Source organism: Achromobacter sp., assembly GCF_050285565.1.
In the GTDB taxonomy this organism is placed as follows: domain Bacteria; phylum Pseudomonadota; class Gammaproteobacteria; order Burkholderiales; family Burkholderiaceae_B; genus Achromobacter.
This window is the reverse complement of the sequence record NZ_JBLZXG010000007.1, coordinates 342,730-368,252: the sequence shown is the minus strand read 5'-3', so window position 1 is coordinate 368,252 and position 25,523 is coordinate 342,730. Positions and strand designations below refer to the sequence as shown.

The window sequence follows — 25,523 nt, the reverse complement described above, 5'->3', positions numbered from 1 at the left end:
GTCTGATACCGCGCCGGCCCCCGTGACAGCGGGCCGGCCGGGGATCAGCTATCCAGCTTCTGCTTGAGCAGGTCGTTGACCTGCTGCGGGTTGGCCTTGCCGCGCGCCGCCTTCATGATCTGGCCCACCAGCGAGTTGAACGCCTTCTGCTTGCCGGCGCGGTATTCCTCGACGATGGCCGGATTGGCCGCCAGCACCTCGTCGATCATGGCGCCGATGGCGCCGGTGTCGCTGATCTGCTTGAGGCCCCGGGCTTCGATGATGGCGTCGGGCTGACCGCCGTTCTCACCGGCCCACATGGCGCCGAACACTTCACGCGCGATCTTGTTGGAGATGGTGCCGTCGATGATGCGGTTGATCAGCGCGGCCAGGGCCGGCGCCTGCACCGGGGATTCGGCGATGGCCTTTTCTTCCTTGTTCAGGGTGGCGGCCACTTCGCCCATGATCCAGTTGGCGGCCAGCTTGGCCTGCCCGGCCGGCAGCGCGTGCGCCACGGCCTCGAAGTAAGCGGCCAGGTCGCGGCTGACCGTCAGTTGGGCGGCGTCGTAGGCCGGCAGGCCGTACTCGGATTCGAAGCGGGCGCGCTGGGCGGCCGGCAGCTCGGGCATGGCGGCGCGGACCTCGTCCACCCATTCGCGCGAGATCACCAGCGTGGGCAGGTCGGGATCGGGGAAGTAGCGGTAGTCGTGCGCGTCTTCCTTGCTGCGCATGCTGCGGGTTTCGTCGCGGTCGGCGTCGTACAGGCGGGTTTCCTGGACCACCGTGCCGCCGTCCTCGATCAGCTCGATCTGGCGCCGCGCCTCGTAGGTGATGGCGCGTTCCAGAAAGCGGAACGAGTTGACGTTCTTGATCTCGGTGCGGGTGCCGAATTCCTTCTGGCCGACCGGGCGCACCGAGACGTTGGCGTCGCAGCGGAACGAGCCTTCCTGCATGTTGCCGTCGCAGATGCCGAGCCACACCACCAGGCTGTGCAGGGCACGGGCGTAGGCCACGGCCTCGGCGGCCGAGCGCATTTCCGGTTCGGTGACGATTTCCAGCAGCGGCGTGCCGGCGCGGTTCAGGTCGATGCCGCTGGCCGGCGCGCCGTTGGCCAGGGTGAAGTCGTCGTGCAGCGACTTGCCGGCGTCTTCTTCCAGGTGGGCGCGCGTCAGGTTGACGGTTTTTTCTTCCTCGCCCACGAAGAACGACAGCGAGCCGCCCACCACCACCGGCAGCTCGTACTGGCTGATCTGGTAGCCCTTGGGCAGGTCGGGGTAGAAGTAGTTCTTGCGCGCGAACACCGAGCGCGGCGCGATCTCGGCGCCGACCGCCAGGCCGAAGCGGATGGCGCGTTCGGCGGCGCCGCGGTTCATGACCGGCAGGCTGCCCGGCAGCGCCAGGTCGACCTCGTTGGCGTGGGTGTTGGGCGCGGCGCCGAATTCGGTGCTGCTGCCAGAAAAGATCTTGGAGTCGGTGGAAAGCTGGGTGTGCGTTTCCAGGCCGATGACGATTTCCCAGTTCATGCTTAGGCGTCCTGCTGGGCCGGCGTGGCCTTGTGCCACGTCGTGACTTGTTGGTAGCGGTCGGCGATGGCCAGGAGGCGGCCTTCGTCGAAGTAGTTGCCGATGATCTGCAGGCCGACGGGGCGGCGGCCTGCGCCGCCGGGCCGCCCCAAGGCGCTGGCAGCCCCCTCGGGGGGCAGCGAGCCTGGCGAGCGTGGGGGCGTCTCTCCTGCGCCCGCGCCGGTGCCGAAGCCGCACGGAACCGACATGGCCGGCAGCCCCGCCAGGCTGACGCCCAGCGTGTAGACGTCGGCCAGCCAGTCGGCGGTGGGATCGTCGCGGTTGTCGCCGATGTTCTTGGCCACCGTCGGGGTCACCGGGCCCATGATGACGTCGCACTGGCCGGCGAAGGCGCGCTGGAAGTCCTGGGCGATCATGCGGCGCAGGCGCTGGGCCTGCAGGTAGTAGGCGTCGTAGTAGCCGTGCGACAGCACGTAGGTGCCGATCAGGATGCGGCGCTTGACCTCGTCGCCGAAGCCTTCGGCGCGCGAGCGGCTGATCATCTCGTTCAGGTCGCCATACTGCGCGGCGCGGTGGCCGTAGCGCACGCCGTCGTAGCGCGCCAGGTTGCTGGAGGCTTCGGCGGGAGCGATGACGTAGTAGGCGGGGATGGCCAGCTCGGTGCGCGGCAGCGACACCGGCACGCGCACGGCGCCCAGGGCCTCGAACTGTTCCAGGGCGGCCTGCACCGCGGCGGCCACGTCCGGCGCCAGGCCGGCGCCGAAGTATTCCTCGGGCACGCCGATGCGCAGGCCCTTCAGGGGCTGGCTGCCGGCGGCGTCGAAACCAGCCTGCGCGGCGTCGAAGTCGCGCCGCACGCGGCCCGGTTGGTTGGCGGCGCCGTCGCATTTTTCCAGGCTGGTGGCGTCGCGCGGGTCGAAGCCGCTGATGACGTCCAGCAGTTCGAGCAGGTCGCGGCTGCTGGGGGCCAGCGGGCCGGCCTGGTCCAGGCTGGAGCCGAAGGCGACCATGCCGTAGCGCGAGACGGTGCCGTAGGTCGGCTTGATGCCGCTGACGCCGCACAGCGCGGCGGGCTGGCGCACCGAACCGCCGGTGTCGGTGCCGGTGGCGGCGGCCACCAGGCGGGCCGCCACGGCGGCGGCCGAACCGCCCGACGAGCCGCCGGGCACGGCGGCCGGATCCCAGGGGTTCTTGACCGGGCCATAGGCCGAGTTCTCGTTGCCCGAGCCCATGGCGAACTCGTCGCAGTTGAGCTTGCCCAGCGACACGGCGCCGGCGGCCTGCAGGCGCTCGACCACGGTGGCGTCGAACGGGCTGACGTAGCCGTCCAGCATCTTGCTGCCGGCGGTGGTGCGCCAGCCGCGGGTGACGAAGGCGTCCTTGTGGGCGATGGGCACGCCGGCCAGCGGGCCGGCCGTGCCGGCGGCCAGCGCGGCGTCGGCGGCGCGCGCCTGGGCCAGTGTCAATTCGGCATCAATATGTAAGAAAGCGTTCAGGCCGCGGGCCGCTTCGGCGGCCGCCAACGCGCTTTGCGCCAGATCGACGGCGCTGACCTGACGTTGGGCGAGGGCCGCGCGCAGGGCGGCGATCCCCTCGAATTGGGTGTGCAGGGCGGGTTGGGTCATGGCTTAGTCGAGAACCTTGGGAACCAGGAAAAGGCCGTCCTGGGCGTCGGGGGCGTTGGCCAGCAGTTCGGCGCGGCGGGCCTCCGAGGCGGCTTCCGTGACGGCGTCCTGGCGCAGGCGCAGCACGATGTCCTCGTGGGCCGACAGCGGGTGCGCCAGGGGTTCGACGCCCTGGGTATCGACGGCCTGCAGTCGTTCGATCAGGTGGAGGATGCCATTGAGTTCGGCCTGCGCGTGGGCGCGCTGATCCGGGGTCAGTTCGATTCTGGCCAGCCTGGCAATGCGGGCCACATCTGTGTCATTGAGCGCCATGGGGATTGCAAATATCGAGAAGCGGAGGCCGAGGGGCGGGACTGGGCAGTATGCACATGCCAAACCCGTTACAAAGCTTGAATAGCCTGCATTTATGCGCTATTTCCGGGGAAATTATAAGTTATGATTCACGGTTTAATCGCCGTGATGACAGGCGGACCCGTCCCTTTTCGGGCCCTACGCCCCGCGGCATGAACCCAATTCCCCCCAGAATTTAGCTGAGCTCCCATGTTCGGATTCCTGCGCAGTTATTTTTCCAGCGATATGGCGATCGACCTCGGTACCGCCAATACGCTGATTTACGTCCGCGGCAAGGGCATCGTGCTCGATGAGCCCTCCGTGGTCGCGATCCGTCATGAAGGCGGGCCTCACGGCAAGAAGATCATCCAGGCCGTCGGCCACGAAGCCAAGCAGATGCTCGGCCGCGTGCCCGGCAACATCGAGGCCATCCGGCCCATGAAGGACGGCGTCATCGCCGACTTCACGGTGACCGAGCAGATGCTCAAACAGTTCATCCGCATGGTGCACCCGCGCAACATGCTGGCGCCCAGCCCGCGCATCATCGTCTGCGTGCCCTGCGGCTCCACCCAGGTCGAACGCCGCGCCATCCGCGAATCGGCCCTGGGCGCCGGCGCCTCGCACGTGTTCCTGATCGAAGAACCCATGGCCGCGGCCATCGGCGCCGGCCTGGCCGTGTCCGATGCCAGCGGCTCCATGGTCGTGGACATCGGCGGCGGCACCACCGAGGTGGCGGTGATTTCGCTGGGCGGCATGGTCTACAAGGGTTCGGTGCGCGTCGGCGGCGACAAGTTCGACGAGGCCATCGTCAACTACATCCGCCGCAACTACGGCATGCTGATCGGCGAACCCACGGCCGAACTGATCAAGAAGGAAATCGGCTCGGCGTTCCCGGGTTCCGAAGTCCGCGAAATCGAAGTCAAGGGCCGCAACCTGGCCGAAGGCGTGCCGCGCAGCTTCACGGTCTCGTCCAACGAGATCCTGGAATCGCTGACCGATCCGCTCAACCAGATCGTGTCCGCCGTCAAGATCGCCCTCGAACAGACGCCGCCCGAACTGGGCGCCGACATCACCGACAAGGGCATCGCCCTGACCGGTGGCGGCGCGCTGCTGCGCGACCTGGACCGCCTGCTGCAAGAAGAAACCGGTCTGCCGGTCGTGGTGGCCGACGATCCCCTGACCTGCGTCGTGCGCGGTTGCGGCGAGGCGCTGGAACACCTTGAGAAACTGGGCGCCATCTTCATCAACGATTAATCCTGCCCGCCAGCCCGGAGCCCCGCTTTTCCACGGCTCCGGCCGCTGCGGGGGCTGCGGGCGCGGGCGCCCGGGCTGAGATTCATGCAACGACAAGGGACTCCTCCCCTATTCAGGCGCGGCCCTCCGGCAGAGGTGCGGCTGGTCATCCTGGTCGTCCTGGCACTGGCTTTGATCATCATGGATTCGCAATGGCGCATGCTGGAACCGGCGCGCCGGGCGATGTCCGTGGCGCTTTACCCCTTCCAGCGTGCCGTCATGGCGCCGCGCGACCTGGTGCAGCAGGTCAACGAGTGGGTCAACGCGGCCAACCTCATCCGCACTGAAAACGAAGCCCTGCAGCGCCAGCGCATCGAATTGGCCCAGGTGGCCTCGCACGCGGCGCAACTGGCCGCCGAAAACGCCCAACTGCGCCGTCTGCTCGGCGTGACCGACACCGTGGCGCAGTCGGCCGTGGTGGTGGAGGTGCTGTACGAGCCCACCAACGCCTTCAACCAGCGGCTGGTGTTCAACAAGGGCAGCAAGGCCGGCCTGGCGCCGGGCATGCCGGTGATCGACGAAGGCGGCGTGGTCGGCCAGATCGTGCGCGTGACGCCGATGACGGCCGAGGCCGCCCTGGTCACCGACGAACAGGTGTCGATTCCGGTGCAGCTGTTGCGCAACGGCCTGCGCCTGATCGCTTTTGGCGGCAACTCTCCCGGCAAAATGGAAGTCCGTTACCTGGCGGCCAATGCCGACATCAAGGAAGGCGATACCATCGTCACCAGCGGCGTCGGCGGCCTGTTTCCCGCCGGTCTGCCGGTGGCCAAGGTGACCTCGGTCGAACGCGACACCGCCTCGGGCTTCGCGCGCGCCGTCTGCGAGCCGCTGGCCCACCCTGAACGCTATCGCCACTTCCTGGTCCTGCAGGTGGATGTGGAACGCGCCGAGTCCAACCGTCAGGAGGTCGATTCCGGTGGATCGGACTAACCAACAATCATCCGGCCAGCCCCGGCGCCGCCTGGGCACGCCCAGCAATGTGCAGCCTGAGCGCCTGTCGGGCCCGGCGCACGGTGTCTTCGTCTGGGGCACCATCCTGCTGGTCTGGCTGGTGTCGCTGCTGCCGTGGCGCCTGTGGCAGGGCGCGCCCGACGTCCTGATCCTGATCATCGCCTTCTGGTGCGTGCACGAGCCGCGCCGGGTCGGTCTGTTCACCGCCTTCTGCTTCGGCCTGCTGATGGACGTGCATGACGCCGGCCTGCTCGGCGAACACGCGCTGTCGTACACCCTGGTTGCATACGGCGCCGTGGTGCTGCACCGCCGCCTGCAGCGTTTCGACCTCTGGAGCCAGGCCATGCACATGCTGCCTGTGTTCCTGATCGCGCGTTTCATCACCCAGATCATCCACGCCTGGCTGGCCGGCAAGTGGCCGGGTTGGGACTGGGGCATCAGCGTGGCCATCACCGCCGCCCTGTGGCCGCTGGCTGGCTGGGTGCTGCACTTGCCGCAGCGCGGTGCCGACGACGCCGAATCTTCCTCCGCCTGACGGCGGCGCCGCGTCTCATGTTCGAATTCAAGAAAACCGGCCAGCAGCAGAAGCAGCGTTTCCGCCTGCGCGCCTGGGTGGGCGGCATCTTCGCGCTGGCCTGCTTCGGCGTGCTGGTGGGCCGGTTCTGGTACCTGCAGGTCGACCGCTACGAAGGACTGTCCGAGCGCGCCGATCGCAACCGTATCGCGGTGGTGCCGATCCCGCCGCGCCGTGGCGAGATCCTCGACCGCAACGGCGAGGTGCTGGCGCGCAACTACCGCACCTACACGCTTGAAGTGGTGCCGGCCCAGGCCGGCAACATGAACGCGCTGTTCGAGCGCCTGACGCAGGTGGTCTACATCAGCCCGGCCGACCAGCGCCGCTTCAAGCGCCGCGCCGCCGAATCCAGCCGCTACGCCAGCCTGCAACTGCGCAACAACCTCAACGAGACCGAGGCGGCCTGGTTCGCCGCCCACGCCTTCCAGTTCCCCGGGGTCGAGCTGCGCGCCCGCTGGGTGCGCGAGTACCCGCAGGGGCTGTCCGCCGCCCACGTGGTCGGTTACATCGGCCGCATCGCCGAGGGCGACAACGAAGAACTCGAGCGCACCGGCCAACTGGGCAACTATCGCGGCACCGACGTGATCGGCAAGAAGGGCATCGAAAAGACCTGGGAAGAAGCCCTGCACGGCCGCACCGGCCTGGAAGAGGTCGAGGTGACCGCGGGCGGCCGTCCCATGCGCACCCTGCGCCGCATCGACCCGGTGCCCGGCTCGGACATCATGCTGTCGATCGACCTGGGGTTGCAGAAGGTGGCCGAGGAAGCCTTCGAGGGGCAGCGCGGCGCGCTGGTGGCGATCGACCCCGATACCGGCGAAGTGCTGGCCTTCGTATCGCAACCCTCGTTCGACCCGAATCTGTTCGTCGACGGCATCGACGTGGACAACTGGCGCATGCTGAACGAGTCGCCGGACCACCCGCTGATCAACCGCCCGCTGTACGGCACCTATCCGATCGGCTCGACCTACAAGCCCTTCGTCGGCCTGGCGGCGCTGGAGCTGGGCAAGCGCCGCGCCACCGACCGCATCTCCGATCCGGGCTATTTCGAGTTTGGCGGCCAGAAATTCCGCAACGCCGGCGGCGCCGCCTACGGCATGACCGACATGCACAAGGCCATCGTAGTGTCGTCGGACACGTATTTCTATTCGCTCGGCCCCGAGATCGGCGTGAACGCGCTGCACGATTTCACCAAGCAATTTGGTTTCGGCCAGATCACCGGCATCGACCTCGAAGGCGAAAAGCGCGGCGTGCTGCCGTCCACGGAATGGAAGCGCTCGGCCTACAAGGACAAGGACCGCCAACGCTGGTACGCCGGAGAAACCATCTCGGTGGCCGTGGGCCAGGGCTACAACGCCTTCACTTTGCTGCAACTGGCGCAGGGCACTTCGACCCTGGCCAACAACGGCCTGTACCGCCGCCCGCACCTGGTGCACGCGGTGCGCGACCCGCGCTCGGGCGTGGCCAAGCCCACCGAGTCCGCGCCCGATTACCGCATTCCGCTCAAGCAGGCCAATGTCGACGTCATCAAGAACGCCATGGCCGACGTGGTTCGCGCCGGCACCGCGCGCCGCGCCTTCGCCAACGCGCCCTACCAGGCCGCCGGCAAGACCGGCACGGCCCAGGTTTTCAGCCTGCGCGGCGGCCACTACCGCGCCAGCGCCATCGACGAACGCCTGCGCGACCATGCGCTGTTCATGGGCTTCGCGCCGCTGGAACATCCGCGCATCGCGGTCGCGTTGATCGTCGAGAATGCCGGCTGGGGCGCCAGCGTGGCCGCGCCGGTGGCGCGCAAGGTGTTCGACTACTGGCTGGCCAAAGACCGCCAGGACAAGATCCAGCGCCCGGACCGCAATGCGTCGACCGCATCGGTTGATAACATCACCTCCGACCTGGTGCGCCAACAATGAAGCGTCTCGGCCTGATCCTGCTGCGCGTCTTCACGGCCTTCGACTGGCCGCTGCTGGCCATTTTGCTGATGTTCGCCGCGCTCGGCCTGACCGTGATGCACTCGGCGGTGGGCGGCACCGACTGGCGCTTCGCCGAGCAGTCGCGCAACTTCATCATTGCCTTCTTCGCCATGTGGATCATGGCCCTGATCCCGCCCAAGTGGCTGATGAAACTGGCGCTGCCGTTCTACGTGGTCGGCGTGGTGCTGCTGCTGGGCGTGGAATTCTTCGGCGAGACCAGCAAGGGCGCGACCCGCTGGCTCAACCTGGGCGTGACCCGCATCCAGCCCTCCGAGATGATGAAGATCGCCGTGCCGATGATGCTGGCCTGGTATTTCCAGCGCCACGAGGGCGCGGTGCGCATCCGCGACTTCCTGGCCGCCGCCGCGATGCTGGCGGCGCCGTTCGGCCTGATCGTGCTGCAGCCCGACCTGGGCACCGCGCTGCTGGTGTTCGGCGCCGGTTTCTTCGTCATCTACTTCGCCGGCCTGTCGTTCAAGCTGCTGGTGCCGGTCATGCTGGCCGGCATCATCGCCATCGGCACGCTGGTGTACTACGAAGACCAGCTATGCGAACCCGACGTCAGTTGGGTGGTGCTGCATGATTACCAGAAGCACCGCGTCTGCACGCTGCTCAACCCCAGCTCCGACCCGCTCGGCAAGGGCTTCCATACGATTCAATCGATGATCGCGGTAGGCTCGGGCGGCGTCTACGGCAAGGGCTACATGAAGGGCACGCAGACTCACCTGGACTTCATTCCCGAGCGCACCACCGACTTCATCTTCGCCGTCTACGCCGAGGAATTCGGCCTGTACGGCGGCATCGCCATCCTGGTGCTGTACGGCCTGATGATGGCCCGCGGCCTGACCATCGCCTCGCGCGCCTCATCACAGTTCGGGCGATTACTGTCCGGGGCGCTGACGATGATGCTGTTCATCTACGTGTTCGTGAATGTGGGGATGGTGACGGGGATCCTGCCGGTCGTCGGCGTGCCGTTACCGTTCATGAGTTATGGCGGCACGGCGTTGTTCACCATGGGGATCGCGTTCGGGATCATGATGAGCATCAGCCGGCATCGGTCGGTCAAGAGCTGAGCTTTTTTCTTCGTAGGCCGCCCGGGGCGGTGTTCGCTGTGCGCCAATTTCTCGACGCCACACATCGCGTATGCCCAAAAAGGCCGCCCGCGCGGCCGGCTTTGGGCGGGCCCCGCAAGATCCTCCTATTCCCCTCCGTTGCTGGCCAAAACGCCAAGCACACAGTCCGCCCCTGCAACGGTGAAACCGAGATGACGTGAGCCCGTTGCGTTGGCGGCCGGGGACGGCGGGGCGTGTAGATGCGCCCGAGGGAAACCGTAGGGAGCCGAAGGCGTACGAGGTTGACGCAGGGGCAGTCCGGAGCGAAGGCTCCGGACCGCAATCGTAGCCCCGCCGTCCCCGGCCGCCAACGCAACGGGCGGCTCAAGAACCCTCAAGCCGCCCGCAAACACAAACACCCGACAAACCTTCAAGGCAACGCGTCAGCCACCCCAAGGTCCACAGCCAGCTTCTTCAACCCCTCCCAGATAGGCGGAGCGAATTCCAGCGAGTCGGCGTTCAGCTCCCGGTTGCGCGCTTCATACTCGCCCGGGTACTGAACCCCATCCACGCCCGGTTGCGGCGGGCAGGCATGCAGATAGTCGATGAACGCGCCCACTTCCATCGAGCGCCAGTCCGTATTGAAGTCCACCTGCGGATCCAGCAGCAGCGCGAACATGTTGTTCGTCGCCACCCCGTTGCGCGGATGCTCCGGCTGGATTGTGCCGCCGCCGGACAGCACGCCCGCCAGCAACTCGGCCACCAGGCCCATCGCATAACCCTTGTGGCCGCCGAACGGCAGCAGGGCGCCCGGCGGATCGGTGAACAGTGCGCCCGGGTCCGTGGTCGGATTGCCTTGCGCATCGATCAGCGACCCCGGCGGCGCCTGCTCGCCCTTGGCCGCCAACACGCGAGCCCGGTTGACCGCGATCGAGCTGGTCGCCATGTCGACAATGAACGGCGGACGGCCGCCCGGCAGCGGACCGGCGAAACACAGCGGATTGGTCGTCAGGCAGGCGCGCGCGCCGCCGAACGGCGCTACCGTGGGCGCGCGGTTGACCACGTTGGTGAAGGCCAGCAGGATCAGCCCCTTGGCCGCCACCATCTCGCCATAGTGGCCCATGCGGCCCAGGTGATGGCTGCGGCGCAGCGTCAGGATGCACTGGCCGTGCTCCTGGGTGCGCTCGATGGCCTTCTCGATCACCACCTTGCCGACATACTGGCCCAGGCCGTTGTGGCCGTCATAGGCCAGCATGGCGCCGCGGTCGTTGAGCAGCTCGGGGCGGCCGTCGGCCTGCGCCAGGCCTTCGCCCAGCACCCGCCGGTAGTTGGTCAGGATCGACAGGCCGTGGCTGGTGTAGCCGACGCGGTCGGATTCCACCAGGTGCTCGGCCACGTCGCGGGCGATGTCTTGCGGCACACCTTGCGCCATCAGCACGCGGCGGCCGTACTCATTGGCTTGGGCAATGGAGATCTTCATGTTGCGACCTCGTTACAGCCAGCCCAGCCAACGCCAGTAGGTCATGCCCATCAGCATCATCAGCGCGTAGCCGATGAGGGTGACCAGGATGCCGACCTTGGCGAACTGCTTGGCGTTGAAGGTCTCCGTGCCCAGGCACACCATGTTCTGCGGCGCGTTGATCGGCAGGATGAAGCCATAGCTCACCACGAAGCCCAGCAGCATGGTCATGCCCAGCCGGCTGAAGTCGCCTGGCAGCGTGGCCAGCACCGAGATCAGGATCGGCAGCATCGCCGAGGTCAGCGCGGTGGCGCTGGCGAACCCCAGGTGGATGATGATGAGGAAGGCCGACAGGATCGCAAAGATCGCCAGCGGGCCGAGGTGGTCAAGACCCGTGTGCGCCACCACCTGGTTGCCCAGCCACTGGCCGGCCTGGGTGGTCAGCAACGCCGTGCCCAGGCTGATGCCGACGCCGAACACGATCACGGTGCCCCATGGGATGCGCGACTGCACGTCTTTCCAGGTCATCACGCCAAAGCGCGGCAACAGCAGCAGCACCAGGCCGAAGTAGGTGGTCGAAGTGGTGTCGAACTTGTGCAGCTTGCCTTCGGTCGACCAGAACAGCAGCAGCATGATGGACACGGCCATCAGGCGTTTCTGCGCACCGGTCATGGGGCCCAGTTCAAGCAGCGATTTCTCGACCGCTTCCTTGCCCCCCGCGATGCTGTCGCTTTCCGGCGGCAGCAGCTTGAGCACGATGATGATCAGCACGGCCGACATGATCAGCGACCAGGGGGCGCCGGCGATCAGCCAGTCCGACCAGGCCACGCGCTGGCCCAGCATCTTTTCCATGAAACCGACCGTCAGCAGGTTCTGCGCGGCGGCGGTCTGGATGCCGACGTTCCAGATACTGGTGGCTTGCGCCACGATGATCATGATGCCGGCGGCGATGTTCGAGCGCTTGTCCACGCCGAAGGCCGCGATCACGCCCATCATGATGGGCACCACGGCGGCGCTGCGGGCGGTGGCGCTGGGCACCACCAGGCTCAGCACGATGGTCACGGCGATACATCCGATCAGGATGCGGCGCGTGCTGGTGCCGACCTTGGACAGCGTCACCAGCGCGATGCGCCGGTCCAGTCCGGTGAAAGTCATGGCCGCGGCGATGAACAGGGCACCGGTGACCAGCGCCAGCGCCGAGTTGGCGAAGCCGGTCAGAGCCATGCTGATGGCCGCCGACGTGCCATACATGACCTGAGGATCCTTGATGGTGGGCGCGGTGCCCAGCAGGAAGGCCATCAGCGTCGTGATCATGATTGCGCTGGCTTCGTAGGACACGGCTTCCGTGATCCACACCACCACCGCGAATGCCAGGATGGCCAGCATGCGATGGCCGGCGACCGGCAGATCGGCGGGCAACGGCAACATCAGCACGCCGATCATGACGAGGAAGCCGGCCACCAGACCGATCGGTATTTTGGTTTTCTTCGGGGCTTGCGGGGCAGGGACAGCGGTTTCCGCAGTCATATCCATCTCCGGTTGAGGTCAAACTGACGGCATTCTGCTGCCGAGCCTGTGGCTCGATCAAAGCGAAGTGCCGCCGCCACAGAATGATCGTGACGGCATTAAGGAAAACCCGTATTGATACGTGTCAATTCGAGGGTCGATCGTGCTTGTCGGAAACCTGTTCGCGGGATTATGCTCGTTCGCCCGCGATCACCGCAACCCTGATACTGTTGCGTAAATACAAACAAATGGCGTGCTAAAAGCGATTGTTGCCCATTAATTCGTTCGTGTTATGACGCGAATCGAAGTCAACCCAACGCCAGGCGCAACTGTTCGTCCAGGTGCTGCGTAGGCGCAACGCGCCAGCCGCTCTGGGCGTAGCGCAGCCACCGCCCCAGCACCAGATGCGTCAACAGGCTCGCGTGCGCGGCCACGTTGGCCTCGGGCGGCAGGCCGCCGTCGGTGACGGCGATGCGCAGCGACTGTTTCAACGAGGCCTCGATGCGGTCGTTGATGTGGTTGATTCGTTCCTGCAGACGGTTGTCTTCGGTGACCAGGGCGTCACCGGTCAGTACCCGCGTCATGCCCTTGTTGCGCTCCGAGAACGTCAACAGCATCGACACCGTCTGGTGCGCCTGCGACAGGCCATAGGGTTCGGCCGCGGCGATCTGGTTCACCAGCGTGAAGATGGTGGTCTCGATGAACTCGATGAGTCCTTCGAACATCTGCGCCTTGCTGGCGAAATGCCGGTAGAGCGCGGCTTCCGAGACTTCCAGGCGCGCGGCCAGCGCCGCCGTGGTGATGCGCGAGGCGTGCGGCTGCTCCAGCATCTCGGCCAGGGTCTGCAGAATCTGGGTCTTGCGCTCGCCGGGTTTGCTCGCCATGGACGGGTCTGGTGTTACGCAGGCAGGGGGGAAGGGGGGGCGCTAGCCTCGCAAGGGACGCCGGCGCAGCAGCAGATCACTGACGCAGTTTACCCGCAAGTCGACATACGACGGCCGCTGCGCGTGGCCGCGCGAAAACGGCGTTCCCGGATGGAACACATGCACCGTGCGCAGCCCGGCGCGGCGGGCGCCGCGCAGGTTGGCCAGGGTGTCCTCGACCAACACCGCCTGGCGCGCCGGCACGCCTTCGCGCGCCAGCACGTAGCGCAGCAGCGCGGGCGAGGGCTTGGGACGGAATTCGCCATGCAGGCGCATGTGCTCGATGGCCCACAGGCTGTCGAACTGGCGCAGGATGCCCAGGCGCCGCAGCACGGCGCGCGCGTAATGCAGCGGCGCATTGGTCAGCAAGACCTTGCGGCCGGGCAGTTGCCGCAGCTTGTAGGCCAGCGCCTTCTCGGCGCGTACCAGCGGGTCGACGTCGAAGTCGTGGCTGCGGTGCAGGAACGCGTGCGGATCGACGCCGTGGTGGCGTACCATGCCGATCATCGTTGCGCCGTAGCGTTGCCAGTACTGCTTGCGCACGGCGTTGGCGGTGTCGATGTCGACATCCAGCGCCTCGGCCACCGCCATGGTCATGCCGTGGTCGATCCGCGGAAAGATGGCGTGGGACGTGTCGTGCAGCGTATTGTCCAGGTCGAACAGCCACAGGCGCCCTGGGGCGCCCGTGGCAGTGCGGCGCGAGCGGCGCTGGCGCACCGCCGGCCGCAGCAGGGTGCGCAGCGCCCGCATCAGTGCGAGCTGATCATCGTGCCAACGCCTTGGTCGGTCAGGATTTCCAGCAGCAGGCAGTGCGGCACGCGGCCGTCGACGATGTGCACCGAGTTGACGCCGTTCTTGGCGGCATCCAGCGCCGACGAGATCTTGGGCAGCATGCCGCCCGAGATGGTGCCGTCGGCGAACAGTTCGTCGATGGTCTGGGCCGACAGGCTGCGCAGCAGCTTGCCGCTCTTGTCCAGCACGCCCGGGGTGTTGGTCAGCATCAGCAGCTTTTCTGCGCCCAGCACCTCGGCCATCTTGCCGGCGACGACGTCGGCATTGATGTTGTAGGCGGTGCCGTCCTCGCCGTAGCCGATGGGCGAGATGACCGGGATGAACTGGTCGTCCTGCAAGGCCTTGACCACCGCCGGCTCGACCAGGGTGATGTCGCCGACGAAACCGATGTCGATCGGCTCGGCGGGGTTGTCCTTGTTGGCCATCAGCTTCTTCTGGGCCTGGATCAGTCCGCCGTCCTTGCCGGTCAGGCCCACGGCCTTGCCGCCGACCTCGTTGATCATCATGACGATGTCCTGCTGGACCTGGCCGCCCAGCACCCATTCGACCACTTCCATGGTCTCGGCGTCGGTGACGCGCATGCCCTGGATGAAGGTGCCCTGCTTGCCGATGCGGCGCAGCGCGTCGTCGATCTGCGGACCGCCGCCGTGCACCACCACCGGGTTCAGCCCCACCAGCTTGAGCAGCACCACGTCATGCGCGAAGCTGCGCTGCAATCGCTCTTCCGTCATGGCGTTGCCGCCGTACTTGACCACGATGGTTTTGCCGTGGAATCGTCGGATATAAGGCAGCGCTTCGGAGAGCACCGCGGCTTTGACAGCGGGAGACGAGACGGCAGCAGGGTCAGGGGTGTCGGTCATGGCAGCTAAGTCGGCAATAAGTAGAGGTATGAAAGTTAGAGGTTGAAAGCCTGCGCCGGCGCGGGCGCGATGGCATTGCCCCCCGTGGGGGCGTGGGGTCCCGCAGTAAAAAAATGCCTGCACAGGAACGCGTCGGCAACGCGGTAGCGCAAGCATACGACGGATTGTAGACCGCACGGGTTCCTTATGCTTTAAACCCATGTTGATATGCCCGACAAATAACCGGCATTGGGGTAAATTGGGGGCGTTTTCGCAACGGAGCGCCCCTCATGAGGGGGTGTCTCCATACCGGCTGGGCATTTGCCCCCAATTTCTACCTATAAAAGAGGCAACTCATGCGTTTGAATTTCGTCCGTTCCGCCCTGGTGGCGTCGGCTCTGCTGGTGGCAGCCACCGCCGCCCACGCCGAAAAGATCGTGGTCGGTGCCACCCAGGTGCCGCACGCCGAGATCCTGGAAGTGGTCAAGCCTCAGCTGGCCAAGGAAGGCGTGGAACTCGATATCAAGGTGTTCAACGATTACGTGCAGCCCAACCTGCAACTGGCCGACAAACAGCTCGACGCCAACTTCTTCCAGCACAAGCCGTACCTGGATACCTTCAACAAGGATCGCAAGGCCACGCTGGTGCCGGTCGCCCTGGTGCACGTGGAGCCCTTCGGCGGCTACTCCAAGAAGATCAAGAGCCTGTCCGAGCTGAAGGACGGCGCCACCGTCGCCATCCCGAACGACCCGTCCAACGGCGGCCGCGCGCTGGTGCTGCTGCAAAAGCAGGGCATCATCAAGCTGAAGGATCCGGCCAACATCCTGGCGACCGCCGCCGATGTCACCGAAAACCCCAAGAAGCTGAAGTTCCGCGAACTCGAAGCCGCCATGCTGCCGCGCTCGCTGGACGACGTCGACCTGGCGCTGATCAACACCAACTACGCGCTGGAGGCCGGCCTGGTGCCGACCAAGGACGCGCTGTTCATCGAAGGTTCGGATTCGCCGTACGCCAACATCCTGGTGACCCGTTCGGACAACAAGGACGCGCCGGGGATCAAGAAGCTGGTCAACGCGCTGCACTCGCCCGAGGTGAAGAAGTTCATCGTCGAGAAGTACAAGGGCGCGGTGGTGCCGGCGTTCTGATCGCGATGCGGGCCTGACTCGGTGCTCGAACCGCCCGCGCCCGCGGGCGGTTCACGGCCAGAGGCGCGACCGGGTTCAGCCCGCGGCCAGCGCCTTTTCGACGGTGGCGTGGAATTCGGCCACGTCGTACTCGCCCAGGTAGCGCTTGATGATGCGCCCCTGCTTGTCGATCAGGAAAGCCGTGGGCGTCAGGCGGATATCGCCGAAGGCGCGGGCGATGTCGCCCTTGGTGTCCAGCGCCACCGGGAACGGCAGCTTGCGGCTTTCGGTGAAATTCAGCACGTAGTTGGGCGGATCGTAGTTCATGGCCACCGCGATGGCCTCGTAGCCCTTGCCTGCGTATTCGTTGTAGGCGGAGATGGTCTCGGGCATCTGCTTGACGCAGGTGACACAGCTGGTGGCCCAGAACTTCACCAGCACCACCTTGCCGCGCAGGTCCTGCATGGAGAAGGTCTTGCCTTCCAGTGTGGTGAAGGTGACGTCCGGGGCGGTTTGCGCGGGGCGCAGGGTGAACCAGGCGCCGACGCCGACCGCCACCAGGACGGCCAGGGCTACGATGGCTTTTTTCATTTGATGGGCATGGCCTCTACGGCGCTGCCACCGCTGCTGGGCGCGCTGCTGCCGCTGCCGGCAGCGCCCGCGCCGCTTTCGATGGGGGCCTTGGTTTCCGTGGTGGTCGACTTGCCGCCGCTGTTCGACAGGCGAATCGCTTCCTCGCGGCTGATGATCTCGAACAGTTTTACCACTTTTGCCACGCCGCCGACGTCGGCCACCGCGTTGGCGGCGTAGTCGCCCTCGGCCTGCGTCACCTTGCCCATGAGGTAGACGACGCTGTGGTCAGTGGTGACGGCGATGGTGCCGGAAGGCACGTACTTGGTGTTGAGCAGCGCGGTCTTGGCCTTGGAGGTGAGCCAGGTGTCGTTGGAACGCACGCCGAAGGACGCGATCGGGCCCACCGTGAGCTGGTTGATCACCTGCTTGACGTTCTCGACGCTCTGGGCGATGGCGGTGGCCTGCGACTTGGCCTCCTCGGTGGGGACGTCGCCGGTCAGCAGCAAGTGGCCGCCGTAGGCCATGGCGTTGATGCGCGCTGTGTCGCCGAGCTTGTCGGAGATCTGTTTCTGGGCCTTGAAGGCCATGTTCTGGTCTTCGAGCTGGATGCCCGAGGTGCGCCGGTCGGTCACCACCACGGCGGTGGTGGCGGCCGCGCCGCCCACGATCAGCGGCGCGCAGGCCGACAACGACAGCGCCGCACCGGACAGGGCCGCGGCGAGCAGCAGGGGGCGGGCGGCGGTTCGGACGTCTGAAATCATTCGGTGTCTCCAAGCAGAAGAGCGTCAATGCCGTCGCAAAGCGCATGCAACAGCAGTATATGGACTTCCTGGATGCGCATCGTGCGATCGCTGGGAACACAGAGATGGACGTCCATCGGCGTAATGAGTTCCCCCATCACGCCGCCGCCCTTGCCGGTCAGGGCCAGCACGTGCATTTCGCGGCTGGCGGCCGCCTCCATGGCGCGGACCACGTTGGGCGAATTGCCGCTGGTGGAAATGGCCACCAGCACGTCGCCGGCCTGGCCGAAGGCGTTGACCTGGCGTTCGAAGACCTCGTCGAAGCCGTAGTCGTTGCCGACGGCGGTCAGGATCGAGGTGTCGGTATTGAGGGCGATGCCGGCCAGGGGCAGGCGTTCACGTTCGAAGCGGCCCACCAGTTCGGCGATGAAATGTTGCGCGTCGGCGGCCGAGCCGCCATTGCCGCAAGCCAGAATCTTGCCGTTGTTGGCCAGGGCGCCAAACAGCACGTCCACCGCGATCGCCAGCGGCTCGGCCAGCACGTTCATGCTTTGTTCGTACGTGGCCATGGCGTCGCGGAAGTGCGACGTCATTCGAGAGGTCATATCCATGGGCGCGATTATCTCACGGGCGGGCCGGAATCAAGCCAGCTCGAACGCCGCGCGCAGCCACTGGACCTGGCCGCCGTCGAACACGACCGCGTCGAAACGCGCGGCCGGCGTGACGCCGCGCCAATAGTGCCGGGCCAGCCGCGGCAGCCAGTGCGCCGCGGCGCGCGCCAGCCGCGCCTGCTTGGCGCGCCCGATACTGGCGGCGGCGCCACCGTAGGCGTTGCTGCGGCGCGAGCGCACTTCGACGAACACCAGGGTGTCGCCGTCGCGCATGGCCAGGTCGATTTCGCCCGCCGGGCAGGCGAGGTTACGCGCCAGCACCACCAGGCCGGCGCCCTGCAGCAGGCGCAGCGCGGCATCTTCGTGGCCGTCGCCAATGCGCTGGCGCGGCGAGCGCCTGGGGGCGGCAGCGTCAGCCGGGGGAGCGGGCCGTCGCGCGGCGCGGCGCCGGCGCCTGGCGGCCCGGCGGCGCGCCGCCAGGGCGAGTTCGAAAGCAAAGGTGTCATCCATCATGGCCGATCCGAAACGCGGGGCGATGGCGGCTACACTGGCATGGTTTTCCGCGTAAGTAGGCAACAATGAATCAGAATGTCTCACCCCCGGTGGCCGGCGACGCCTGGGCCCGCGTCGCTGAACGCGTGGCCGGGCAGCATTGGCCCGCCTCGACGCTGTATGTGGTGGCCACACCGATCGGCAATCTGGGCGACCTGGGGCTGCGCGCCTGGCATGCGCTGCAGCGCGCCGACGTGATCGCGGCCGAAGACACCCGCGCCAGCCGTACGCTGCTGGACGCCTGGGGCGTCAGCACGCCGCTGATGGCGGCCCACCGGCACAATGAAGCCGCGGCGGCGCAGGCCATCTGTGAACGCCTGGCCCAGGGCCAGCGCGTCGCGCTGGTCTCCGATGCGGGCGCGCCCGCGGTCAGCGACCCCGGCGCGCGCGTGGTGCGTGCGGTGCGCGCGGCCGGTTTCGCGGTGGTGCCGGTGCCGGGCCCGAGCGCGGTGATCGCCGCGTTGATGGGCAGCGGCGTCACCACCGACGAGAATCCGGCCTATGCCTTCGCGGGGTTTCCGCCGTCGAAGGCGACGGCGCGCCAGCGCTGGCTGCGCACTTGGTGCGCGCTGCCGGCGCCGGTGGTGATGTTCGAGTCGCCGCATCGGCTGGCCGCGACGCTGGCCGACCTGCTGGACGTGTGCGGACCCGCCCGCCTGTTGACCGTGGCGCGCGAGCTGACCAAGCGCTTCGAGGAAATCGCCACCTTCCCGCTGGGCGAGGGCGCGGCCTGGCTGGCGGCGGACGCGCATCGTGAGCAGGGCGAGTTCGTGCTGATCGCGCACGCCGCGGCCGGCGACGAGCACGACGAAGACGCCGACCCGCGCGCCGACGCCTTGCTCGATGCCTTGCTGGAGACGCTGTCGCTGCGCGACGCCTCCAAGGTCGCGGCCAAGGTCACCGGCCTGTCGCGCGACGTCCTGTACAACCGGGCCCTGGCCCGCAAGAATGCGTAAGTCATGATCTATACCGCAGAGACCCGCAAGCGTCCCGGCGAATCCGGAGAGCCGATCTTCTACCGTGACATGCCCACGCCGCTGGGCGAAATGCGCCTGGTCGCCAGCGCCAAGGGGCTGCGCGGCGCCTGGTTCACCGACCAGACCCCGCTGCCATCGGCCGAAGGCTGGACCCGCACCGAATCCGATCCGATCCTGGAGCAGGCGCGGCGCGAGCTGGATGAGTGGTTCGCCGGCCAGCGCCGCGATTTCCAGGTGCCGCTGGATCCGGTGGGCACGCCGTTCCAGCACGAAGTCTGGCGCGCGCTGTGCAAGCTCGAATTCGGCCAGCTCGCCAGCTATGGCGAAATGGCGCGCAGCGTGGGCCGTCCCAAGGGCGCGCAGGCCATCGGCGGCGCGGTGGGACGCAATCCCGTCATCATCATCATCCCGTGCCATCGCATCATCGGCGCCGATACCTCGTTGACCGGCTTTGGGGGCGGCTTGCCGCGCAAGCAAGCCTTGCTCAGGCACGAGGGCAGCCAGTACCTGAGCCGCAACCCGCGCGCGCGCCGGGTCTGTGACGGCCAGGCGCAGTTGCCGTTCGAGCAACCCTCGTTCGATTGGCCGCCGGCGTAGCGGGCGTGCGCCGCGTTATTGCGCGGCGATGCTGGGCGTGATGCCGAGGCGGTCGGACACCAGTTGCACCGCATTCAGGGCGCTCTGGCGATCCGGATAGGGGCCGATCTTGACCCGGTACAGGTTGTTGGCCTGCTCCACCGCGGCCGGGGGCGCGCCAGCGGCGCCCAGTTGCGTGTTGATGCGGCTGACCAGCGATTGCGCGTTGGCCGGCTGGCTGAACGCGCCCACCTGCAGATAGACGCTGCCGGCGACACCCGCCTGGCGCACCGGCGCACTGCCCGGCGCGGGCGCCGGTTGCTGCGCCAGCGGCTGGGGTTCCAGTGCCACCGGCGCGGCGGCGACGGGCGTGGCCACGGGCGTCGAGCCGGTCGCCGAGGCAGGCACGGGGGCCGGCGCGCCCTGCGAGGCCAGGCGGCGGATCTCGTCAGGCAGGATGCTCTCGACCACCACCTGGCCGCTGCCCGGCCCGATGATGCCCAGCTTGTAGGCCGCCACGTACGACAGGTCCATGATGCGGTCGCTGTGGAAGGGGCCGCGGTCATTGACCCGCACGATGATGGTCTTGCCGTTCACCAGGCTGGTGACCCGCGCGTAGCTGGGGATCGGCAGCGTGGTGTGGGCCGCCGTCATGGCGTACATGTCATACGGCTCGCCGATGGAGGTCGAGTTGCCGTGGAATTTCTTGCCGTACCACGAGGCGATGCCCTGGCGCTTGTAGGGCTGGCCGCTGGTATCCGGCACGTAGCGCTGGCCGAACACCACGTACGGACGATTGGCGCCGCTGGCGTAGGGTTCGATGCGCGGCACCGCATCCGGCACCTGATCCAGGTTGGCCGGCGGATTGGCGTCCGGGCCGTCGTCCTTGTAGTAACCCCCCCCTTTTTTGCGTCCCCCGGTGGAAGAGCAGCCGGCCACGGCAATGGCCAGCAACAGCATCATCAGGATAGAGAGCGGACGGGACTGGATCATGCGGATTCGTCGGGCAGTTGGGTGCGATGGCGCACCAGCAGCGGGTCGTGGTCGGCGAAGCGCTTGGCCAACTGTTCGACCACATAGACCGAACGGTGCTGGCCGCCGGTGCAGCCGATGGCGACCGTGAGGTAATTGCGCGTGTCTTGCGTGTACTGTGGCAGCCAGCGATTCAGGAAGCCGGCGATGTCGTCGATCATCTGGCCCACCTGGTCATAGCCCGCCAGCCAGGTGGCGACCGGTTCGTCGCGGCCGGTCAGCGGACGCAGATTGCGGTCGTAATAGGGATTGGGCAGGCAGCGCACGTCGAACACCAGGTCGGCGTCGCGCGGCACGCCACGCTTGTAGGCGAACGATTCGAAGGTCAGCACCAGCGGCGCGCGGTCGGCCTGGATCAGGTCGCGGATCCAGGCGCGCAGTTGTCCGGGCGTGAGCTCGGAGGTGTCGATGACGTGTTCCTGCTCGCGCAGCGGCGCCAGCAGTTCGCGTTCGAGCGCGATGCAGTCGGTCAGGGACGGCGCGGTGCCGCCGCGCTGCAGGCGGTCGGTCAGCGGATGGCGGCGGCGCGATTCGGAATAGCGTTGCACCAGGGTATCGGTGCTGGCGTCCAGGAACACCACGCGCAGGCTGGTGCCCATGGCGCGCAGGGCGGTGACCACGTCGGGCAGTTCGGCCAGTTCGCCGGGCGAGCGCACGTCGATGGCGACCGCCACGCGTTCGAGGCCGTCATCGCGGGCGTTGGCGATGAACTCCGTCAGGAACCGCACGGGCAGGTTGTCGACGCAGGTGTAGCTGGCGTCCTCGAGCATGCGCAGGGCAACGGACTTGCCTGAGCCTGAGATGCCGGTAACGAGGACGACTTTCAACATGGACATGATTGTGGCACGCTTTTGCAGGAGGATACCGGCGGGTTGGCATCTGATATGGCCGTAAACTGCGAATCTGCGCCTGTACCGTTTTGCCGGCCCTGGCTTAAGCTCTGGGCACCCGCACCGACCGATTCACCTACGCGCCCCGCCGCCATGCGCCTTCGGGGGTTGGAATTCGACTTAGTGTTAACTGGCCCTAGATGTTAGCCCTCATTTTCTTTCGTCGTGTTTCACTGACCCGGTTTTGGGCAAAAACCCGCCGCCTGGCGGCCGCCGCTGTTGTCTTTTCCGCAGCGCCCGCGCTGGCCCAGGACGCGCCCCAGGCATTGCAGCCGGGCACCATGGCGGCCCGGGTGGCGGCCTGTACGGCCTGCCATGGCGAGCAGGGTCGCGCCGGCGCCGACGGCTATTACCCGCGCCTGGCCGGCAAGCCGCAAGACTATCTCTATCATCAGTTGCTCAATTTCCGCGATGGCCGGCGCCAGTACCGGCCCATGTCGCACTTGCTGACCGGCCTGCCGGACGCCTACCTGCAAGAGATGGCGGCGTACTTTTCGGCGCAGCACGCGCCGTATCCGCCACCGGCGCGCGCCGACGTGTCCGCCGCCACGCTCGAGGCCGGCCGCCAACTGGCCCTGTCCGGCGACCCCGCCCGCGGCCTGCCGGCCTGTGCCGCCTGTCACGGCGCCGCATTGGGCGGCGCGCTGCCCGTCATTCCCGGCCTGCTGGGACTGCCGCGCGACTACATCGGTTCGCAGATCGGCAGTTGGAAGAATGGCCTGCGCCGCGCCGCCGCGCCCGATTGCATGGCCGACGTCGCCAACAAACTCACCCCCGAGGATATCGGCGCCCTGGCGGCCTGGCTGTCGGCGCAGCCGGTCGCCGCCAGCTATGCCCCCGAGCCCGCAGGCACCTTGCGCCTGCCCGCCGAGTGCGGCAGCCAGGCGCAGCGTTGAGGGGGCGCCGGATGAAACTCATGAAGCGACTCCTGGGAATGCTGTTGGCGCTGGCCGTGGCCGCGGCGGGCGCGTTGTATTGGCTTGGCACGCGCGACGATGCCAGCACCGGGCCGGCCGCGGCGCCGGCCGACCCGCAGCAACGCATCGAACGCGGGCGCTACCTGGCGCTGGCCGGCAATTGCGCGGCCTGCCACACCGCGCGCGGCGGCCCGGCATATGCGGGCGGCACGCCCATCCCGACGCCGTTCGGCACGATCTACGGCCCCAACATCACGCCCGACGAGAAGACCGGCATCGGCGCCTGGAGCGCGGACGATTTCTGGCAGGCGCTGCACAACGGCAAGTCGCGCGATGGCAGGTTGCTGTATCCCGCCTTCCCGTACACCGAGTACACCCGCGTCACGCGCGCCGACGCCGATGCGCTGTTCGCCTACCTGCGCACGGTGACGCCGGTCAATCAGCCCAGCCGCGCACCGGAACTCGATTTCCCCTACGATCAGCGCATCCTGCTGGCGGCCTGGCGCGCCCTGTATTTCCGGCCTGGCGTGCAACCGCCCGATCCCGGCCAGTCCACGCAGTGGAATCGTGGCCGCTATCTGGTCGAAGGCCTGGGTCATTGCGCCGCCTGCCATGCGCCGCGCAACAGCCTGGGGGCGACACGCGCGGCCGACGGCCTGGCTGGTGGCATTATTCCGATGCTGGATTGGTACGCGCCGCCCTTGACCAATGATCCGCAGGCGGGTCTGGGACGCTGGTCGGCCGAGGACATCGTGGCCCTGCTGCGCACGGGCATCGCGGCGCATTCCAGCGCTAGCGGGCCGATGGCCGAGGTGGTACTGGGCAGCACGCAGCACCTGAGCGACGCCGATGCGCTGGCGATGGGCGTGTATCTGAAATCGCTGCCCGCGACCGCGGCACCGGCGGCAGCGGCGAGCGCCGCGGTCGCGCCGGCGGCCATGGCGTTGGGCGGCAAGATCTACCGCCAGCAATGCGCGCAATGTCACCAGCCGCAAGGCGAGGGCAGCCCGGGCGCCTGGCCCGCATTGGCCGGCAACCCGACCGTGACGGCGCCGTCGCCACTGAACGCGATCCGCATGGTGCTGGACGGCGGGTTTGCGCCGGCCACCGAGGCCAACCCGCGTCCTCACGGCATGCCGCCCTTCGGCCAATCGCTCAATGACAATGACGTCGCCTTGCTGGTGTCCTACATCCGCAACAGTTGGGGCAACCAGGCCGGCGGCGTGACGCCGCTGGAGGTCAAGCGCGCCCGCGCCGCCGCGACCCGCAACTGATCAGGACGGCCGCGCCGCCGAGCCACAGGCGGCGCGCGCCATTGCGCCCAGGATGCGGATGGCGTCGGCCTGGGCCTCATCCCACGGATGGCCATAGTTCAGCCGCAGCGCGTTGTCGAACTGCCCGTTGGCCGAGAAGATCGGCCCCGGCGCCACGCTGATGCCGCGCGCCAGCGCCTGCCGGTGCAAGGCCAGCGCATCCACCGCCGCCGGCATTTCCAGCCACAGGAAGAAGCCGCCCCGCGGGCGCGTCACGCGGGTTCCGGCGGGAAACTCGCGCGCGATCGCATTGGCCATCAGTTCCTGCTGTGCCTGCAGCGTTTCGCGCAGCCGGCGCAGGTGGCGGTCATAACCGCCTTGCTCCAGGTACTCGGCCAGCGCGCCCTGGGCCGGACTGGATGCCGACAGGGTGGACGACAGCTTCAGGCGCTGCACGCGTTGCGTATAGCGGCCGGCGCTGGCCCAGCCGATGCGATAGCCCGGCGCCAGGCACTTGGAGAACGAGGAGCAATGCAGCACCAGTCCGTGCTTGTCGAAGGCTTTGGCAGGCACCGGCCGGGCCGCGCCGAAATACAGTTCGCCATAGACGTCGTCTTCGATCAGCGGGATCTCATGGCGCGCCAGCAGCTCGACCAGTTGCCGCTTTTTTTCTTCGGGCATCAGGCTGCCCAGCGGATTCTGGAATTGCGTCATCAGCCAGCAGGCCTTGGGCCGGTGGCGCTGGATCGCCGTTTCCATCGCGCCCAGGTCGACGCCGGTGCGTGGATGCGTGGGCACTTCCAGCGCCTTCAGGCCCTGGCGTTCCAATGCCTGCAATGCGCCATAGAAGGTCGGGGCCTCGACGATGACCGTATCGCCGGGTTGGGCCACCGCCTGCAGGCACAGGTTGAGCGCTTCCAGCGCGCCGTTAGTCACCACGATATCGTTGGCCGGCACGTTGATGCCGGCGATCAGGTAGCGCAGCGCGATCTGCCGGCGCAGTCCCGGGTTGCCGGGAGACAGGTCTTCCATCGTGTCCAGCGGATCCTGGCGCTTGAGATGCGCCGCCATGGCCTGCGCCAGCCGAGGCAGTGGGAACAGCAAAGGGGAGGGAAAGGCCGAGCCCAATGGGGTGACGTCGCGGTTGCGCGCCGAATCGAGGATGTCGAAGATGCGCTCGCTGATCGCCAGTTCGGTCGATTCGCCGTCGGGACAGGAGGTGTCGGGCTCCGGCGGCAGGCTGTCGTCGCGCGCGGTGACGTAGTAGCCGGAACGGGGCCGGGCGCGGATCAGGCCGCGCGCTTCCAACAGGTAGTAGGCCTGGAATACCGTCGACGGGCTGACAGCGCGGCTGGCACAGGCCTCGCGTACCGAGGGCAACTTGTCGCCCACGCGCAGCACGCCGTCGCGGATCGACTTGGCGATCTCGTTGGCAAGTTTCTCGTACAGGCTCACGGTGCCGGGC

The 25,523-nt window shown here is 67.4% G+C and carries 25 protein-coding genes; 10 read left to right on the top strand and 15 right to left on the bottom strand.

Annotation, left to right across the window (positions count from 1 at the left end; all coding sequences use genetic code 11):
* Positions 1–44: 44 nt before the first annotated feature.
* The 3 genes from gatB to gatC are packed head-to-tail and all read right to left on the bottom strand — an operon-like array spanning position 45 to position 3,439.
* Positions 45–1,502: an Asp-tRNA(Asn)/Glu-tRNA(Gln) amidotransferase subunit GatB gene (gene gatB / locus ACN6O8_RS17315; RefSeq protein ID WP_427992245.1), complete on the bottom strand. Its 1,458-nt coding sequence runs from the start codon at positions 1,500–1,502 to the stop codon at positions 45–47.
* A 2-nt stretch (positions 1,503–1,504) separates the two neighbouring features.
* Positions 1,505–3,127 (bottom strand): Asp-tRNA(Asn)/Glu-tRNA(Gln) amidotransferase subunit GatA, encoded by a 1,623-nt coding sequence (gene gatA / locus ACN6O8_RS17310; RefSeq protein ID WP_427992244.1) that lies wholly within the window; start codon positions 3,125–3,127, stop codon positions 1,505–1,507.
* A gap of 3 nt (positions 3,128–3,130) precedes the next feature.
* Entirely contained in the window at positions 3,131–3,439 is a 309-nt protein-coding gene (gene gatC, locus ACN6O8_RS17305; RefSeq protein WP_427992243.1) for an Asp-tRNA(Asn)/Glu-tRNA(Gln) amidotransferase subunit GatC, read from the bottom strand.
* A gap of 228 nt (positions 3,440–3,667) precedes the next feature.
* Between gatC and ACN6O8_RS17300 the strand changes: the two genes are divergently transcribed.
* The 5 genes from ACN6O8_RS17300 to rodA all read left to right on the top strand — a co-directional run bounded on the left by ACN6O8_RS17300 (position 3,668) and on the right by rodA (position 9,315).
* On the top strand, positions 3,668–4,711 hold the full coding sequence (locus tag ACN6O8_RS17300; protein WP_006216320.1) for a rod shape-determining protein: 1,044 nt from the start codon (positions 3,668–3,670) through the stop codon (positions 4,709–4,711).
* 84 nt (positions 4,712–4,795) lie between these two features.
* Positions 4,796–5,680, top strand: coding sequence for a rod shape-determining protein MreC (gene mreC, locus ACN6O8_RS17295; protein ID WP_427992242.1), 885 nt, complete (start codon positions 4,796–4,798; stop codon positions 5,678–5,680).
* Positions 5,667–6,236: a rod shape-determining protein MreD gene (mreD, locus tag ACN6O8_RS17290; RefSeq protein WP_427992241.1), complete on the top strand. Its 570-nt coding sequence runs from the start codon at positions 5,667–5,669 to the stop codon at positions 6,234–6,236. Before mreC ends, mreD begins: the two co-directional genes overlap by 14 nt.
* 17 nt (positions 6,237–6,253) lie before the next feature.
* The gene (gene mrdA / locus ACN6O8_RS17285) at positions 6,254–8,182 is read left to right on the top strand and encodes a penicillin-binding protein 2 (RefSeq protein WP_427992240.1); all 1,929 of its coding nucleotides are present in this window, start codon (positions 6,254–6,256) and stop codon (positions 8,180–8,182) included.
* Entirely contained in the window at positions 8,179–9,315 is a 1,137-nt protein-coding gene (rodA, locus tag ACN6O8_RS17280; protein WP_427992239.1) for a rod shape-determining protein RodA, read from the top strand. The genes mrdA and rodA overlap by 4 nt, the downstream gene beginning before the upstream one ends.
* 409 nt (positions 9,316–9,724) lie before the next feature.
* Here rodA and ACN6O8_RS17275 read toward each other — a convergent pair whose 3' ends face one another.
* From ACN6O8_RS17275 to argB, 5 genes are all read right to left on the bottom strand, one after another.
* Positions 9,725–10,774: an Ldh family oxidoreductase gene (locus tag ACN6O8_RS17275; protein ID WP_427992238.1), complete on the bottom strand. Its 1,050-nt coding sequence runs from the start codon at positions 10,772–10,774 to the stop codon at positions 9,725–9,727.
* 12 nt (positions 10,775–10,786) lie between these two features.
* Positions 10,787–12,280, bottom strand: a complete 1,494-nt coding sequence (locus ACN6O8_RS17270; protein WP_427992237.1) for a DASS family sodium-coupled anion symporter — start codon at positions 12,278–12,280, stop codon at positions 10,787–10,789.
* Between the two features lie 287 nt (positions 12,281–12,567).
* Positions 12,568–13,143, bottom strand: a complete 576-nt coding sequence (gene slmA / locus ACN6O8_RS17265) for a nucleoid occlusion factor SlmA (RefSeq protein WP_427992236.1) — start codon at positions 13,141–13,143, stop codon at positions 12,568–12,570.
* A 42-nt stretch (positions 13,144–13,185) separates the two neighbouring features.
* Positions 13,186–13,932 (bottom strand): pyrimidine 5'-nucleotidase, encoded by a 747-nt coding sequence (locus ACN6O8_RS17260; RefSeq protein WP_427992235.1) that lies wholly within the window; start codon positions 13,930–13,932, stop codon positions 13,186–13,188.
* Positions 13,932–14,834 carry an acetylglutamate kinase gene (gene argB, locus ACN6O8_RS17255; protein WP_427992234.1) on the bottom strand — a complete coding sequence of 301 codons (903 nt, stop codon included), beginning with the start codon at positions 14,832–14,834 and terminating at the stop codon, positions 13,932–13,934. Before argB ends, ACN6O8_RS17260 begins: the two co-directional genes overlap by 1 nt.
* Before the next feature lie 335 nt (positions 14,835–15,169).
* Here argB and ACN6O8_RS17250 point away from each other — a divergent pair, with 335 nt between their 5' ends.
* Entirely contained in the window at positions 15,170–15,958 is a 789-nt protein-coding gene (locus ACN6O8_RS17250) for a MetQ/NlpA family ABC transporter substrate-binding protein (RefSeq protein WP_427992233.1), read from the top strand.
* 75 nt (positions 15,959–16,033) lie between these two features.
* Here ACN6O8_RS17250 and ACN6O8_RS17245 read toward each other — a convergent pair whose 3' ends face one another.
* From ACN6O8_RS17245 to ACN6O8_RS17230, 4 genes are read right to left on the bottom strand one after another with little or no spacing between them, the layout of a single operon-like run.
* Positions 16,034–16,528 carry a peroxiredoxin family protein gene (locus ACN6O8_RS17245; protein ID WP_427992232.1) on the bottom strand — a complete coding sequence of 165 codons (495 nt, stop codon included), beginning with the start codon at positions 16,526–16,528 and terminating at the stop codon, positions 16,034–16,036.
* Positions 16,525–17,271, bottom strand: coding sequence for a BON domain-containing protein (locus ACN6O8_RS17240; RefSeq protein ID WP_427992231.1), 747 nt, complete (start codon positions 17,269–17,271; stop codon positions 16,525–16,527). Before ACN6O8_RS17240 ends, ACN6O8_RS17245 begins: the two co-directional genes overlap by 4 nt.
* Positions 17,268–17,861: a phosphoheptose isomerase gene (locus ACN6O8_RS17235; RefSeq protein WP_006389868.1), complete on the bottom strand. Its 594-nt coding sequence runs from the start codon at positions 17,859–17,861 to the stop codon at positions 17,268–17,270. Before ACN6O8_RS17235 ends, ACN6O8_RS17240 begins: the two co-directional genes overlap by 4 nt.
* Positions 17,862–17,891: 30 nt before the next feature.
* Entirely contained in the window at positions 17,892–18,371 is a 480-nt protein-coding gene (locus ACN6O8_RS17230) for a YraN family protein (protein ID WP_427992290.1), read from the bottom strand.
* 68 nt (positions 18,372–18,439) lie between these two features.
* Between ACN6O8_RS17230 and rsmI the strand changes: the two genes are divergently transcribed.
* Positions 18,440–19,369, top strand: coding sequence for a 16S rRNA (cytidine(1402)-2'-O)-methyltransferase (gene rsmI, locus ACN6O8_RS17225; protein WP_427992230.1), 930 nt, complete (start codon positions 18,440–18,442; stop codon positions 19,367–19,369).
* Between the two features lie 3 nt (positions 19,370–19,372).
* Positions 19,373–19,987 (top strand): methylated-DNA--[protein]-cysteine S-methyltransferase, encoded by a 615-nt coding sequence (locus ACN6O8_RS17220; RefSeq protein ID WP_427992229.1) that lies wholly within the window; start codon positions 19,373–19,375, stop codon positions 19,985–19,987.
* Positions 19,988–20,002: 15 nt separating this feature from the next.
* Here the strand turns inward: ACN6O8_RS17220 and ACN6O8_RS17215 are convergent, their stop codons facing one another.
* A complete protein-coding gene (locus ACN6O8_RS17215) occupies positions 20,003–20,959 on the bottom strand; it encodes a septal ring lytic transglycosylase RlpA family protein (protein WP_427992228.1) in 957 nt (318 codons plus the stop codon).
* Entirely contained in the window at positions 20,956–21,828 is an 873-nt protein-coding gene (gene rapZ, locus ACN6O8_RS17210; RefSeq protein WP_263914907.1) for an RNase adapter RapZ, read from the bottom strand. Before rapZ ends, ACN6O8_RS17215 begins: the two co-directional genes overlap by 4 nt.
* A gap of 200 nt (positions 21,829–22,028) precedes the next feature.
* Between rapZ and ACN6O8_RS17205 the strand changes: the two genes are divergently transcribed.
* Both ACN6O8_RS17205 and ACN6O8_RS17200 read left to right on the top strand, forming a co-directional pair.
* Positions 22,029–22,784, top strand: a complete 756-nt coding sequence (locus tag ACN6O8_RS17205) for a c-type cytochrome (protein ID WP_427992227.1) — start codon at positions 22,029–22,031, stop codon at positions 22,782–22,784.
* 11 nt (positions 22,785–22,795) lie between these two features.
* Positions 22,796–24,079 (top strand): c-type cytochrome, encoded by a 1,284-nt coding sequence (locus ACN6O8_RS17200; protein ID WP_427992226.1) that lies wholly within the window; start codon positions 22,796–22,798, stop codon positions 24,077–24,079.
* Here the strand turns inward: ACN6O8_RS17200 and ACN6O8_RS17195 are convergent, their stop codons facing one another.
* Positions 24,080–25,513 carry a PLP-dependent aminotransferase family protein gene (locus ACN6O8_RS17195; RefSeq protein ID WP_427992225.1) on the bottom strand — a complete coding sequence of 478 codons (1,434 nt, stop codon included), beginning with the start codon at positions 25,511–25,513 and terminating at the stop codon, positions 24,080–24,082.
* Positions 25,514–25,523 lie beyond the last annotated feature (10 nt).

What these genes read in the sequence shown, in the direction of transcription:
- ACN6O8_RS17300 (WP_006216320.1), top strand. Translation starts at nt 3,668, where the DNA reads ATGTTCGGATTCCTGCGCAGTTATTTTTCCAGCGATATGGCGATCGAC.
- ACN6O8_RS17245 (WP_427992232.1), bottom strand. Translation starts at nt 16,528, where the DNA reads ATGAAAAAAGCCATCGTAGCCCTGGCCGTCCTGGTGGCGGTCGGCGTC.
- ACN6O8_RS17220 (WP_427992229.1), top strand. Translation starts at nt 19,373, where the DNA reads ATGATCTATACCGCAGAGACCCGCAAGCGTCCCGGCGAATCCGGAGAG.
- ACN6O8_RS17205 (WP_427992227.1), top strand. Translation starts at nt 22,029, where the DNA reads ATGTTAGCCCTCATTTTCTTTCGTCGTGTTTCACTGACCCGGTTTTGG.
- rodA (WP_427992239.1), top strand. Translation starts at nt 8,179, where the DNA reads ATGAAGCGTCTCGGCCTGATCCTGCTGCGCGTCTTCACGGCCTTCGAC.
- mreC (WP_427992242.1), top strand. Translation starts at nt 4,796, where the DNA reads ATGCAACGACAAGGGACTCCTCCCCTATTCAGGCGCGGCCCTCCGGCA.
- ACN6O8_RS17235 (WP_006389868.1), bottom strand. Translation starts at nt 17,861, where the DNA reads ATGGATATGACCTCTCGAATGACGTCGCACTTCCGCGACGCCATGGCC.
- ACN6O8_RS17270 (WP_427992237.1), bottom strand. Translation starts at nt 12,280, where the DNA reads ATGACTGCGGAAACCGCTGTCCCTGCCCCGCAAGCCCCGAAGAAAACC.
- slmA (WP_427992236.1), bottom strand. Translation starts at nt 13,143, where the DNA reads ATGGCGAGCAAACCCGGCGAGCGCAAGACCCAGATTCTGCAGACCCTG.
- rapZ (WP_263914907.1), bottom strand. Translation starts at nt 21,828, where the DNA reads ATGTTGAAAGTCGTCCTCGTTACCGGCATCTCAGGCTCAGGCAAGTCC.
- ACN6O8_RS17230 (WP_427992290.1), bottom strand. Translation starts at nt 18,371, where the DNA reads ATGGATGACACCTTTGCTTTCGAACTCGCCCTGGCGGCGCGCCGCCGG.
- ACN6O8_RS17215 (WP_427992228.1), bottom strand. Translation starts at nt 20,959, where the DNA reads ATGATCCAGTCCCGTCCGCTCTCTATCCTGATGATGCTGTTGCTGGCC.
- gatB (WP_427992245.1), bottom strand. Translation starts at nt 1,502, where the DNA reads ATGAACTGGGAAATCGTCATCGGCCTGGAAACGCACACCCAGCTTTCC.
- rsmI (WP_427992230.1), top strand. Translation starts at nt 18,440, where the DNA reads ATGAATCAGAATGTCTCACCCCCGGTGGCCGGCGACGCCTGGGCCCGC.
- ACN6O8_RS17200 (WP_427992226.1), top strand. Translation starts at nt 22,796, where the DNA reads ATGAAACTCATGAAGCGACTCCTGGGAATGCTGTTGGCGCTGGCCGTG.
- ACN6O8_RS17250 (WP_427992233.1), top strand. Translation starts at nt 15,170, where the DNA reads ATGCGTTTGAATTTCGTCCGTTCCGCCCTGGTGGCGTCGGCTCTGCTG.
- ACN6O8_RS17240 (WP_427992231.1), bottom strand. Translation starts at nt 17,271, where the DNA reads ATGATTTCAGACGTCCGAACCGCCGCCCGCCCCCTGCTGCTCGCCGCG.
- gatA (WP_427992244.1), bottom strand. Translation starts at nt 3,127, where the DNA reads ATGACCCAACCCGCCCTGCACACCCAATTCGAGGGGATCGCCGCCCTG.
- ACN6O8_RS17275 (WP_427992238.1), bottom strand. Translation starts at nt 10,774, where the DNA reads ATGAAGATCTCCATTGCCCAAGCCAATGAGTACGGCCGCCGCGTGCTG.
- argB (WP_427992234.1), bottom strand. Translation starts at nt 14,834, where the DNA reads ATGACCGACACCCCTGACCCTGCTGCCGTCTCGTCTCCCGCTGTCAAA.
- ACN6O8_RS17260 (WP_427992235.1), bottom strand. Translation starts at nt 13,932, where the DNA reads ATGCGGGCGCTGCGCACCCTGCTGCGGCCGGCGGTGCGCCAGCGCCGC.
- mrdA (WP_427992240.1), top strand. Translation starts at nt 6,254, where the DNA reads ATGTTCGAATTCAAGAAAACCGGCCAGCAGCAGAAGCAGCGTTTCCGC.
- gatC (WP_427992243.1), bottom strand. Translation starts at nt 3,439, where the DNA reads ATGGCGCTCAATGACACAGATGTGGCCCGCATTGCCAGGCTGGCCAGA.